General features: G+C 64.9%; 13 protein-coding genes. 9 read left to right on the top strand and 4 right to left on the bottom strand.

What is annotated here, in order from left to right; translation table 11 throughout:
• The coding region (locus AC1DU6_RS10245; RefSeq protein WP_477857026.1) for a pyridoxal-phosphate dependent enzyme at positions 1 to 407 on the bottom strand (407 nt) is incomplete at its 3' end.
• 122 nt (positions 408 to 529) lie between these two features.
• On the opposite strand from AC1DU6_RS10245, the gene AC1DU6_RS10240 reads away from it, so the two are divergent.
• Both AC1DU6_RS10240 and AC1DU6_RS10235 read left to right on the top strand, forming a co-directional pair.
• On the top strand, positions 530 to 709 hold the full coding sequence (locus AC1DU6_RS10240; RefSeq protein WP_457326441.1) for a hypothetical protein: 180 nt from the start codon (positions 530 to 532) through the stop codon (positions 707 to 709).
• Between the two features lie 12 nt (positions 710 to 721).
• Positions 722 to 1,153 carry an OsmC family protein gene (locus tag AC1DU6_RS10235; RefSeq protein WP_056203625.1) on the top strand — a complete coding sequence of 144 codons (432 nt, stop codon included), beginning with the start codon at positions 722 to 724 and terminating at the stop codon, positions 1,151 to 1,153.
• 11 nt (positions 1,154 to 1,164) lie between these two features.
• Here the strand turns inward: AC1DU6_RS10235 and coq7 are convergent, their stop codons facing one another.
• Positions 1,165 to 1,827 carry a 2-polyprenyl-3-methyl-6-methoxy-1,4-benzoquinone monooxygenase gene (coq7, locus tag AC1DU6_RS10230; protein WP_477857021.1) on the bottom strand — a complete coding sequence of 221 codons (663 nt, stop codon included), beginning with the start codon at positions 1,825 to 1,827 and terminating at the stop codon, positions 1,165 to 1,167.
• A gap of 196 nt (positions 1,828 to 2,023) precedes the next feature.
• Here coq7 and AC1DU6_RS10225 point away from each other — a divergent pair, with 196 nt between their 5' ends.
• The 6 genes from AC1DU6_RS10225 to AC1DU6_RS10200 all read left to right on the top strand — a co-directional run bounded on the left by AC1DU6_RS10225 (position 2,024) and on the right by AC1DU6_RS10200 (position 8,523).
• Positions 2,024 to 3,061: a porin gene (locus tag AC1DU6_RS10225; RefSeq protein WP_056203264.1), complete on the top strand. Its 1,038-nt coding sequence runs from the start codon at positions 2,024 to 2,026 to the stop codon at positions 3,059 to 3,061.
• Positions 3,061 to 4,455, top strand: coding sequence for a porin (locus tag AC1DU6_RS10220; protein ID WP_457324783.1), 1,395 nt, complete (start codon positions 3,061 to 3,063; stop codon positions 4,453 to 4,455). Before AC1DU6_RS10225 ends, AC1DU6_RS10220 begins: the two co-directional genes overlap by 1 nt.
• A gap of 174 nt (positions 4,456 to 4,629) precedes the next feature.
• Positions 4,630 to 5,607: an ABC transporter permease gene (locus tag AC1DU6_RS10215; protein ID WP_056203270.1), complete on the top strand. Its 978-nt coding sequence runs from the start codon at positions 4,630 to 4,632 to the stop codon at positions 5,605 to 5,607.
• 2 nt (positions 5,608 to 5,609) lie between these two features.
• Positions 5,610 to 6,554, top strand: coding sequence for an ABC transporter permease (locus AC1DU6_RS10210; RefSeq protein WP_056203273.1), 945 nt, complete (start codon positions 5,610 to 5,612; stop codon positions 6,552 to 6,554).
• Complete coding sequence (locus tag AC1DU6_RS10205) at positions 6,551 to 7,531, top strand: ABC transporter ATP-binding protein (RefSeq protein ID WP_056203276.1); 981 nt, start codon at positions 6,551 to 6,553, stop codon at positions 7,529 to 7,531. The genes AC1DU6_RS10210 and AC1DU6_RS10205 overlap by 4 nt, the downstream gene beginning before the upstream one ends.
• Entirely contained in the window at positions 7,528 to 8,523 is a 996-nt protein-coding gene (locus AC1DU6_RS10200; RefSeq protein WP_477857018.1) for an ABC transporter ATP-binding protein, read from the top strand. Before AC1DU6_RS10205 ends, AC1DU6_RS10200 begins: the two co-directional genes overlap by 4 nt.
• On the opposite strand, the gene lptM is transcribed toward AC1DU6_RS10200, so the two are convergent.
• Positions 8,520 to 8,657, bottom strand: a complete 138-nt coding sequence (gene lptM / locus AC1DU6_RS10195; protein ID WP_082532972.1) for an LPS translocon maturation chaperone LptM — start codon at positions 8,655 to 8,657, stop codon at positions 8,520 to 8,522. The genes AC1DU6_RS10200 and lptM overlap by 4 nt on opposite strands.
• An 11-nt stretch (positions 8,658 to 8,668) precedes the next feature.
• Here lptM and cyaY point away from each other — a divergent pair, with 11 nt between their 5' ends.
• Positions 8,669 to 9,001, top strand: coding sequence for an iron donor protein CyaY (gene cyaY, locus AC1DU6_RS10190; RefSeq protein WP_082532973.1), 333 nt, complete (start codon positions 8,669 to 8,671; stop codon positions 8,999 to 9,001).
• 4 nt (positions 9,002 to 9,005) lie between these two features.
• On the opposite strand, the gene AC1DU6_RS10185 is transcribed toward cyaY, so the two are convergent.
• Entirely contained in the window at positions 9,006 to 11,399 is a 2,394-nt protein-coding gene (locus AC1DU6_RS10185) for a penicillin-binding protein 1A (protein WP_477857024.1), read from the bottom strand.
• Positions 11,400 to 11,413: the final 14 nt, after the last annotated feature.

Genomic DNA, 11,413 nt, shown 5'->3' with positions numbered 1-11,413 from the left:
TCCTTGGCGTGACCATAGGCGTCGGTGAAGCTCTCGCCGAACAGCACGACTTCGCCGCCGTGGCCGCGCACTGCCTCGACCTTGACCTGGGGCGTGGTCACCGGCATCACGATGACGGCGCGGCAGCCGAGCTTTTTCGCCGACAGCGCCACGCCCTGGGCGTGGTTGCCTGCCGAAGCGCAGATGACGCCGGCCGCGCGTTGTTCGGCCGACAGATGCGCCATCTTGTTATAGGCACCGCGCAGCTTGAAGCTGAAGACGTCCTGCTCGTCCTCGCGCTTGAGCCAGACCTTGTTGGACAGACGCTTGGATAGCTTGGCGGCGGCGTGGAGATGGGTCTCGCGGGCGACTTCGTAGACCCGGGCGTTCAGGATTCGCTGCAGATAGCTGCTGCCGGGCGGCAGCATCGCGGGCACCTGAGATGACGTGCTGGACGGCGCCTTGGCGGGGGGCTGGCGTCGGCGCGAGGGGGCGCTCATCGTCTCTCCATGGTGTCTTGTTGCGGCGCCGCATGATAGGGGAGACCCTCATGCGGCGCCGCTTGCCTGCCTTCGGCGAAAAAAAACCCGAGCTTTTGCAAGCTCGGGTTGAATCCACCATGGAGGCGGTGGAGGAGACAATCGGTGCGAAAACGTTTTCGCTTGAGTGGCAGTTTAGCGCCGAGTTATGCTGCGCTGCAATATTTTTCGTGAACGAATTGGAGCTTTGACTCTAGATGACCATGGAATGCACCGTCAGTTGGCTGGGTCCTGAGGGCCCGAGTGGCATGAGCTTCGTGGCCGAGACCGGTAGCGGTCATGTGCTGAGCATGGACGGCGCGCCGGACGGTGGCGGGCGCAACCTGGCGCCGCGGCCCATGGAAACCGTGCTGGCGGGTACGGGTGGCTGCACGGCCTATGACGTGGTGCTCATCCTCAAGCGCGGCCGCCATGATGTGCGTGGCTGCAAGGTGACGCTGAAGGCCGAGCGCGCCACCAGCGATCCCAAGGTCTTCACAGCCATCCACTTTCACTTCATCGTCAGCGGCAAGGGGCTGAAGCCTGAGATCGTCGAGCGCGCAGTGGCGCTGTCGCACGAGAAATACTGTTCGGCGACAGCCATGCTGGCCAAGACCTCGGCCATCAGTACCTCTTTCGAGGTCACTGAAGTTTGAGCCAGGTCTGATCAGATGTGGTGAGCCACGGTCGTCATGACCTTGGCTGCCGCGCGCATCAGCTCCGCAATGGGCGCGGGCAATGGCCGCGCTCCGGCGGCAACGGCCGCGTCGGCATGCTCGGCTTCCTCGCGCCGCATTTGGTCGACGATGGCGCGGGATGGCGCGTCGGCCTCAGGCAGGCGTTGAAGATGCGAGGCCAAGTGGGCTTCGACCTGGCGCTCCGTTTCGACGACGAAGCCAAGGCTCCATTGATCGCCGGCCAGCCCAGCCAGGCTGCCCCAGGCGAAGGCACCGGCCCACCAGAGCGGCGCGAGGTGGCTGGTATGGCCATCCAGTTCGGCGATCCGGTCGGCCGTCCAGGCGAGGTGATCCAGTTCTTCCTGGGCGGCTTGTTCGAAGTGCCGCCGCAGCTGCTCGTTGCGGCTGAACAGCGCCTGTGACTGGTAAAGCGCCTGGGCGCAGATTTCACCGACGTGATTGACGCGCATCAGCGCTGCCGCGGATTGCTTGTCGGCCGTATCTAGCTCTACGGGCGACTGGGCCGCCGACGGCGACTGGCGGGTGGCGCGGGTGGGCACGAACACGGTGCGAAGCCCGGCGTCGAGCGCGCTGATCAACCYGTCCCGAAAGTCCAGATCACGACGATGTGAATTGCTTGCTCGAGGTTGCATTCAGTTAAGCAATGTTTCGATGAAGAAATGGTGAATCTGGGGCGGCGTTGTGGATCGGCAACGACAACACATAATTTCATATCCGTGAATTCCCCAGCATCTCAAACCTGTAGTGGAATACGCGCACTTCCTCATAGGAGGTAAGTCGCTGTGGCCTGTTCGCTCGGCGACTCGGATGAATACCTAGGAGTATCGAATGAAGAAAGCTCTGATTGCCTTGGCCGTCCTCGGTCTGACCGGCGGCGCTGCCGTCGCGCAATCGTCCGTCACTCTGTTTGGCGTCATTGATGCCGACCTGAAGTACGTCAAGACCGGCGGTCTCACGGTGAAGAAGTTGGACTCCAGCGGTCTGAACACCAGCCGTTTCGGCGTGCGTGGCACCGAAGATCTGGGCGGCGGCCTGAAGGCTGGCTTCTGGCTGGAATCCCAAGTCGACACCGACACCGGTGTCGCTGGTGGCGGTAGCGCCTTCTGGGGGCGCCGCGCCACGGTCAGCCTGAGCGGCGACTTCGGTGAAGTGCGCCTCGGCCGCAACAAGACCGTCTCGCGCCTGCACGTCGAAGACTTCGACCCGTCCGCATTCACCGGCCTGGGCAGCGTCAGCGTGCTGTACAGCAACCTGGGCAGCGGCAACGGTACGTCTTTCGGCCGTGCTGACAACCTCGTCTCGTATTCCCTGCCGGCCAATCTCGGCGGCTTCTACGGCGGTGTGGACATCTCGGCTGGTGAAGGCGTGGACACGAACAAGGGCCAGTCCGTTCGTCTGGGCTATAAGCAGGGTCCCCTGCACGTGTCGGGCGCCTATGCCAGCACGTCCAACGCGGGTGACAGCAGCAAGTTCAAGCTGACCTCGATCGGTGCAGCCTACGACTTCGGCGTGATTCGCCCGTCGCTGTCCTACACGGAGTCCAAGTACCTGTCGCGCAAGCAGCAGATCCTGACGGCTGCCGTGACGGCACCGCTTGGCCAGGGTCAACTGTGGGCCTCGTTCACGGACGCCAAGGCCAATGCTGGCGCCGAGACGGCCGTCGCGGGCTACACCGCCATCGGCGATGCGAAGCTGTTCGCGGCTGGCTACATCTACAACCTGTCCAAGCGTACCGCGCTGTACACGACGTTCTCGCAGCTGAAGAACAGCGGCGCTGCGCGCTTCGCCGTCGGCGGCGCTCCTGCAGCGACCTCCAACGGCCTGAAGTCCACCGGCTACGACGTCGGTGTTCGTCACAGCTTCTGATGTCGAGCGGCCTCTCGGCCGCAGCGAAATCAGCCAAGCCGCCTTCGGGCGGCTTTTCTTTTGTCCCATGCGGGACAGGGGAATTGCTGTGGGAAATCAACAACAGAGCTCGCGTTATGGCAGGGCGCATCACTGAGAATCAAAAAGTTCACTTTTCTTCGCAGGAGACAACCTTGATGAAAAAAGCCACTCTGGCAGTTGCCGCTCTGGCCGCTTGCACCTCTTCCGCTTGGGCCCAGTCCACCGTGACCCTGTACGGCATCGTGGACGCTGCCGCGCGTTACACCACCAACGTCAATCCTGGAGCTGCACCAAAGCAGTTGATCCCTGGCGGCATGTCGCAAAGCCGTCTGGGCGTGAATGTCGTGGAAGACATGGGCGGCGGTCTCAAGGCTCTGGTGAACATGGAGCATCGCCTCAGTTCGGATACCGGCGCTGCCGCCTCTACTTCCGATTTCTGGCGTCAAGCCTGGGTTGGCCTGCAGTCCAGTGACCTGGGCCAGATCCGCCTCGGTCGTCAATACAACATCCTGTTCGACGTCTACACGTCGACCTTCGCATCCTTCCGCTACTCGCCGTATATCGAGGCGTACAAGCCCGAAATCGGCATGTCCATGGCCGCGCGTCAGGACAACATGGTCAAGTACCTGGCCCAGTTTGGCAGCTTCTATGCCGAAGTCCAGGTGAGCGCCGGTGAAGGTCAATCGGGCGCTGCCGCGGCTTTCCCGAACAAGACCGTCGGCGGCTTGGTTCGCTACAACGACGGTAAGTTCGGCGCGGGCGCCGCATATCTGCAAGCGACCGAGCAGACCGGCAAGAAGATCAAGGCGACCGTCCTCGGCGGCTCGTACACGAATGGCCCGCTCTACCTGCATGCGTCGTGGGGCGAGAACAAGTTCGAAAACCCCTTCACGCTGTTGAGCCTGAGCAGCCCCGCAGCTTTCGCGGCCTCGACCGCCGCCGGCGGCCCGGCCAATATCGCCCTGGCGACGCGTACAGCCTATACCGGCGGTATCTTGGGCGCGAACATCTTCAATGGCGATGCGGCTGACATCAAGAAGCGCACCATGATCATGTTCGGCGCGACCTATCAGTTGACGCCTCAGCTGAACATCGGCGCCAATGCCTGGCTGACCGAACAAACGCACTACGGCACGGTCCAGAACCTGGGCCCGTTCAGTGCGGCCTTTGCAGCGGCGCCTGGCGGTTTCTCGACGAACGCCAACACCAAGTCCAAGGCTAACTTCTTCGCCGTCGTCCTCGACTACGCGTTCTCCAAGCGCACCGACGCCTACCTGGAAATGGACTACACCAAGCTCAAGGGCGAGGTGCTGTTCCTGAACGGCGCTGGCAAGCGTGGCGGCGCGATGGTCGGTCTGCGTCACCGCTTCTGATGCCGATGCGGGGCTTCGGCCTCGCGAGGCGTCTCGACGGGCCGCGAAAGCGGCCCGTTTTCATTGGCGGCTCAGGCTCGCGGAGCTAGGGCTTTCCCGGGAAGCCCCGGCCCCCGCACTTCGCCATGATCCCGCCTTCGCGCCGCGCAAAGACGCGCTCGCTTCAAAGTCTTCATGCTGGTCTTCATCCTTCGCCGCCTTGTCCAGGCTCTCGTCGTCATGCTGACGGTCGCCTTCATCGCCTTCATGCTGTTTCAGTACGTGGGCGACCCGGTCACGAATCTGCTGGGCCAGGATGCGACCGAGGAGCAGCGCATCGCCTTGCGCAAGGATCTGGGCCTGGATCAGCCCTTTCCCGTGCAATTCGCGCGCTTCGCGGTCAACGCGGCCCAGGGCGAATTCGGCATCAGCCTGCGCCAGGGCCGCAAGGTTTCAAGCCTCATCGTCGAACGCTTCCCGGCGACGCTGGAGCTCGCTCTCGTCGCCGGCCTGATTGCGCTCGGCCTGGGCATTCCGCTGGGCGTCTATGCGGCGCTGCGCCGCGGCAAGGCAAGCGCGCAACTGCTGATGACGGGCACGCTGTTCGGTGTCAGCCTGCCCAATTTCGTCATCGGCATCGTGCTGATCTGGATCTTCGCGGTCGAACTCAAATGGCTGCCGAGCTTCGGCCGCGGCGAAGTCGTTGCCCTTGGAGCGTGGACTTCGGGCCTGCTGACGCGCGACGGCCTGCTGCACCTCGTCTTGCCGGCCTTCACGCTGTCGGCCTTCCAACTGACGCTGATCATGCGGCTCGTGCGCGCCGAGATGTTGGAGGTGCTGCGCACCGACTACATCCGCTTTGCCCGCGCCCGCGGCCTGACGGACCGCAGCGTCTACTTCGGCCATGCATTGAAGAACACGCTGGTGCCCGTCATCACGATCACCGGCCTGCAACTCGGCTCATTGATTGCCTTTGCCATCATCACCGAGCAGGTCTTCCAGTGGCCCGGCATGGGCCTGCTCTTCATCCAGGCCGTGCAGTTCGCCGACATCCCCGTGATGGCCGCCTATCTCTGCCTGATCTCGCTGATCTTCGTCGTCATCAATCTGGGCGTTGACCTCCTCTATTTCGCCGTCGATCCGCGCCTGCGCGTTGAGGGCAAAGCACATTGACCATGGCAGTCGACGCCAATCCCAACTCCACCCCGTCGGCATCCGCGCTGCGCGGCTTCTTCGACGGCGACGTCTGGCATTCCTTTCGGAACTCGCCGGTCGCGATGCTGGCCGCCGCCATTGCGCTGGTCTGCCTTGTCTGCGCGCTGTTTGCGGAGCTTGTGGCGCCGCACAACCCTTTCGACCTGGCGACGCTGGAACTGATGGACTCGCTCAAGCCGCCGGCCTGGGTCGATGGCGGCGAAGCCAGGTACCGGCTCGGCACGGACGGCCAGGGCCGCGACATTCTGTCCGCGCTGATGTACGGCGCGCGCATCTCGCTGCTCGTCGGCATCGCCTCGGTGCTGCTGTCCATCCTGATCGGCGTCAGCCTGGGCCTGCTGGCGGGCTTCGTTGGCGGCCGCACGGACGCCTTCATCATGCGCATCTGCGATGTGATGCTGTCCTTCCCGTCCATCCTCGTCGCGCTGATGATCAGCGGCGTCGGCCGCAGCCTCTTCCCGCACGCTCCCGACATGCTGGCCTTCGTCGTCCTCGTGCTGGCGATTGCGCTGACGGGCTGGGTGCAGTACGCACGCACCGTGCGCGGCTCGACGCTGGTGGAGCGCAACAAGGAGTACGTGCAGGCCGCTCGCGTCATCGGCGTCGGCTCGCTGCGCATCATGCGTCGCCATGTGCTGCCCAATGTGCTCGGGCCGGTGCTGGTGTTGGCCACCATCCAGATCGCGTCGGCCATCATTACCGAGGCGACCCTGTCCTTTCTCGGCGTCGGCGTGCCGGCGACCAGCCCGTCCCTGGGTACGCTGATCCGCAATGGCAATGACTACCTGTTCTCGGGCGAATGGTGGATCACCGCCTGGCCCAGCCTGACGCTGGTGCTGATCACGCTCAGTGTGAACCTGCTGGGCGACTGGCTGCGTGACGCGCTCAACCCCCGTCTGCGATGACTGTCCCTTTGCTTGAAGTCAGCCACCTGCGGGTGGAGTTCCCGACCCGCCGCGGCACGTTGTTGGCGCTGGACGACATCTCTTTCTCGATCGCTCCCGGTGAGATCCTTGGCGTCGTCGGCGAATCCGGCGCCGGCAAGTCGCTGACCGGTGCGGCCATCATTGGCCTGCTGGACCCGCCGGGCCGCATCGCCGCCGGCGAGATCAGGCTCGCGGGCCGGCGCATCGACAACCTGCCTTACGAGCAGATGCGCCGTATCCGCGGCAAGGAGATCGGCGCTGTCTTCCAGGATCCGCTGACGTCGCTGAATCCGCTCTACACAGTTGGCCGGCAACTCACCGAGACGATCACGACCCACCTTGATTTGAGCGCCGCCCAGGCCCGGGCCCGGGCCGTCGAACTGCTGGCGTCCACCGGCATTCCGGCGCCCGAGGCTCGGGTCGATCACTTCCCGCACCAGTTTTCCGGCGGCATGCGCCAGCGTGTCGTCATCGCGCTGGCCCTGGCGGCCAACCCCAAGCTCATCGTCGCCGACGAGCCGACCACGGCGCTGGACGTCTCAATCCAGGCGCAGATCATTGCGCTGCTGAGGAAGGTCTGCCGCGAGCAGGGCGCGGCCGTSATGCTGGTCACCCACGACATGGGCGTCATCGCCGAAACCTGCGACCGCGTCGCCGTCATGTACGCCGGCCGCATCGCCGAGATCGGCCCGGTGGCCGACGTCATCCACCACCCGGCCCACCCTTATACCGTCGGGCTGATGGGGTCCATCCCGGCGATGGACGAGGATCGCGAACGCCTGCTGCAGATCGATGGCTCGATGCCGCGCCTCACTGCGATCCCACCGGGATGCGCCTTCAACCCGCGCTGCCCTCGCGTTGTCGAGCGTTGCCGTGCCGAGCGGCCCGAACTGGTCCAGGTTGGCGCGACGACTGCGGCCTGCTGGCGGCCTGTCACCGTGGAGGTGCCGCGATGAGCACGCCCCTCGTCGAGGTACGGGACCTTGCCAAGATCTTTGACGTTTCACCCCCCTGGCTGAACCGCGTCGTCGAGCGCAAGCCCAGGGCTTTTGTGCATGCGGTGGACGGCGTGTCCTTCAGCATCGAGCGCGGCAAGACGCTGGCTCTCGTCGGCGAGAGTGGCTGCGGCAAGAGCACGGTCGCACGCCTGCTGGTTGGGCTGTACGCGACGACGCGCGGCGCGGTCAGCTTCGACGGCGAGGACATCGCCAAGACGCTGGCCGGTGCCGGTGCCCTGAAGCTGCGCCGGCGCATGCAGATGATCTTCCAGGATCCCTATGCGTCGCTGAACCCGCGCTGGAAGGTGCTGGATATCGTCGCCGAGCCACTGCGCGAGCACGGCCTGATCCCGGGCGACGCGGAGGCCAGGCAGCGCGTCGGTGAGCTGCTCAGCTCGGTTGGCTTGAATCCGGCCGATGCCGAGAAATTCCCGCACCAGTTCTCTGGCGGCCAGCGTCAGCGCATCTCCATCGCCCGTGCGCTCGCGACGCAACCGGAATTCCTTGTCTGCGATGAGCCGACTTCTGCGCTGGACGTGTCTGTGCAGGCTCAGGTCCTCAACATCATGAAGGATCTTCAGCGCGAACGCGGCCTGACCTACCTCTTCATCTCGCACAACCTGGCCGTCGTGCGCCATGTGGCCGACCAGGTCGGCGTCATGTATCTCGGCCGCCTCGTCGAGGTGGCCGACAAGGCCCTGCTGTTCGCGCGCCCGCTGCACCCTTACACACGCATGCTGCTGGATGCGATCCCCGACATCCACATGAGCGGCCGCGCCCGCACGCCGGTGCAGGGCGAGGTGCCCAACCCGCTGAATCCGCCGAGCGGCTGCAGTTTCCACCCACGCTGCCCGCTGGCCAATGTGCGCTGCAAGGCCGAGCGGCCGGCGCTGCTGGAGATCAAGGGTGTGCGCGTGGCCTGCCACGCGGTGGAAGAAGGCCGGGACTAGCGCGCAGGGCCAGACGCCGGAGCAGAGGCCGCGCCGGCCGGCTTGGGCAGCGTCAGCGGCCCCTTCTGCCCACAACCCATGAGGGCGGTAAGGGTGATCAGCAGGACACCTAAACTGGCGGCAGTCTTCTTCATCCGCCCAGTTTATGCCCCTGTCCGACGCCGATTACCACGCCAAGGCCCACGCCCTGCTCGCTCGCATCGAGGAGCAGATCGATGCCTGGCTCGAGGCCGACGTGGTGGACATCGACACCCATCGCACCGGTGGCCTGCTGGAGCTGAGCATGCCCGGAGGCAGCAAGATCGTGCTGAACACCCAGCCCCCGCTGCAGGAGATCTGGCTTGCGGCGCGCTCGGGCGGCTATCACTTCAAGTGGGACGGCTCGCAATGGGTGGACCGCGAAGACCAGGAATTCCTCGCGCGCCTGTCGCGCTGCGCAAGCGAGCAGGCAGGCCAGGCGCTGGCGTTCAGCACCTGAGCCGCTATCTCTTGAAGAGGTCCAGGATGGACTTCTTCTCGTCCTCGGTCGCCGCGCCAGGTACCGCCGCGGGTTCGCTGGACAGTTCACGCACGCTGTTGCCGGTTGTGTATTCCTCGTAGAACCACTCGCCATTGACGTTGACGATGCCTTCCGGCGGCGTGATCTCGTCGACGGGCTTGCCCTTCAGTGCAAAGCCCATGTACTCGATCCAGACCGGCAGGCTCAAGCCTCCGCCCGTCTCGCGGTCGCCGAGCTTGCGCGGCTGGTCATAGCCGATCCAGACGATGGCGACGAGATCCTTCTGGTAGCCGGCGAACCAGGCATCCATCGAATCATTGGTCGTGCCGGTCTTGCCATAGATGTCGGGACGCTTCAGCGTCGCCTGGGCGCGGGCTGCGGTGCCGCTGCGCGTGACCTCCTGCAGCAGGCTGCTCATCAGGAAGGCGTTGCGTGGCTCGATGGCGCGGGTGTCGTCGGTCAGCGTGACGGGCAGGGCTTCGTAGAGCAGCCGGCCCTTGTTGTCGGTGATCCTGGCGATGAGCTGCGGGCTGACGCGATAGCCGCCGTTGGCGAATACCGCATAGCCCTGGGCCATCTGCATGGGCGTCACCGAGCCGGCGCCCAGGGCCATGGTCAGATAGGCAGGGTGCTTCTCGGCCTCGAAGCCGAAGCGCGTGATCCAGTCCTGCGCGTAGCGCACGCCGATGGAGTGCAGCACGCGAATGGAGACCATGTTCTTGGATTTGGCCAGCGCCGTGCGCAGCGGCATCGGGCCTTCGAACTTGCCGTCGTAGTTCTTGGGCTCCCAGGGCTGGCTGCCGGTCGTGCCGGCGTCGAAGAACAGCGGCGCATCGTTGACGATGGTGGCCGGCGTGAAGCCCTTCTCCAGCGCCGCCGAGTAGATGAAGGGCTTGAAGCTCGAACCCGGTTGACGCCAGGCCTGGGTCACATGGTTGAACTTGTTCTTGTTGTAGTCGAAGCCGCCGACCATGGCGTGCACCTGGCCGGTCTTCGGGTCCAGGGACACGAAGGCGCCCTCGACCTCGGGCAGTTGGGTGACGGTCCACTCGCCGCCGTCCTTCTGCTTGGCGCCCTTGACGACGCGGATGACGGCGCCTCGGCGGATGCGGGTCTTGGGATTGCCCTTGTCGGACAGGCCGGAGGTGGCAGGCTTGAGACCTTCGCCGATGATGGCGATCACGTCGCCGCTTTGCAGCACCGCCGTCACCTTCTTGGGATCGGCCTCCAGCACGACGGCGGCAAGCAGCTCGTCATTGGCAGGGTGGTCGGCCAGCACCAGCGCGATGCGCGCGTCCAGTTCCTTGGCGTCGCTCGGCAGATCGGCATAGGCCTCGGGGCCGCGGTRGACCTGGCGCTTCTCGTAGTCGAGGATGCCACGGCGCAGCGCGCGGTAGGCCGTGTTCTGCTCGGCGCTGTTCAGCGTCAGATAGACGTTCAGCCCTCGCGAATAGGCTTCGTCGCCATACTGGCTGAAGATCAGCTGGCGCGCCGCCTCGGCGACGAACTCGGCATGCGATACCGACTCCTGCACCGGGCGGATGCGCAGCTTCTCGGCTTTGGCCTCATCACGCTGCTCCTCGGTGATGTAGCCCGTCTCATACATCCGCTCGATGATGTATTGCTGACGGATGTTCGCGCGGCGCGGGTTGTTGATGGGGTTGTAGGCCGACGGCGCCTTGGGCAGGCCGGCCAGCATCGCAGCCTCGGCGATGCTGAGCTTGTCCAACGTCTTGCCGAAGTAGATCTCGCTGGCTGCCGCGAAGCCATGCGCGCGGTGGCCCAGGAAGATCTGGTTCATGTAGATCTCGAGGATCTTTTCCTTGGACAGCGCCGACTCGATCTTCAGCGCCAGCAGAATCTCGTAGATCTTGCGCGTGAAGGTCTTTTCCGTGGAAAGGTAGAAGTTGCGCGCCACCTGCATCGTGATGGTCGATGCGCCCTGGCTGCGCGACTCGCCCACATTGGCCAGGCCCGCGCGGATGATGCCCAGGTAGTCGACGCCGCCATGCTGATAGAAGCGTGCGTCCTCGATAGCTAGCACGGCCTCCTGCATGACCTTGGGAATCTCGCGGATTGGCAGGTAGTTGCGGCGCTCCTCGCCAAACTCGCCCAGCAGCACACCGTCAGTGGACAGCACGCGCATGGGCAGCTTGGGTCGATAGTCCGTCAGGCCACTGATGTCGGGCAGGTTGGGATAGGCCAGGGCCAGCCCCAAGGCCAGCAGCAGGCATACGGCCGCGATGCCGCCTGCCACGACGCCCAGAGCCCACAAGGCCCAGCGACCGAGGCGGGAGCTCAGGCCGGAGACGGGACGGGAGGTGGGTGTGCCGGCGGGCGAAGGACTAGGTGCAGCAGAGCGGGGCTTGTCGATCATGAGCCGGCGGGGCG

It is taken from the genome of Roseateles sp. P5_B10, assembly GCF_056400485.1.
Note: the sequence above shows the minus strand (reverse complement) of the source record. Positions and strands in the feature narration are given on the sequence as shown.

Excerpts from the sequence above, each read along its gene's own strand:
- AC1DU6_RS10225 (WP_056203264.1), top strand. The coding sequence starts at position 2,024 with ATGAAGAAAGCTCTGATTGCCTTGGCCGTCCTCGGTCTGACCGGCGGC.
- AC1DU6_RS10210 (WP_056203273.1), top strand. The coding sequence starts at position 5,610 with ATGGCAGTCGACGCCAATCCCAACTCCACCCCGTCGGCATCCGCGCTG.
- AC1DU6_RS10240 (WP_457326441.1), top strand. The coding sequence starts at position 530 with ATGCGGCGCCGCTTGCCTGCCTTCGGCGAAAAAAAACCCGAGCTTTTG.
- AC1DU6_RS10200 (WP_477857018.1), top strand. The coding sequence starts at position 7,528 with ATGAGCACGCCCCTCGTCGAGGTACGGGACCTTGCCAAGATCTTTGAC.
- cyaY (WP_082532973.1), top strand. The coding sequence starts at position 8,669 with ATGCCCCTGTCCGACGCCGATTACCACGCCAAGGCCCACGCCCTGCTC.
- lptM (WP_082532972.1), bottom strand. The coding sequence starts at position 8,657 with ATGAAGAAGACTGCCGCCAGTTTAGGTGTCCTGCTGATCACCCTTACC.
- AC1DU6_RS10220 (WP_457324783.1), top strand. The coding sequence starts at position 3,061 with ATGTCGAGCGGCCTCTCGGCCGCAGCGAAATCAGCCAAGCCGCCTTCG.
- AC1DU6_RS10215 (WP_056203270.1), top strand. The coding sequence starts at position 4,630 with ATGCTGGTCTTCATCCTTCGCCGCCTTGTCCAGGCTCTCGTCGTCATG.
- AC1DU6_RS10235 (WP_056203625.1), top strand. The coding sequence starts at position 722 with ATGGAATGCACCGTCAGTTGGCTGGGTCCTGAGGGCCCGAGTGGCATG.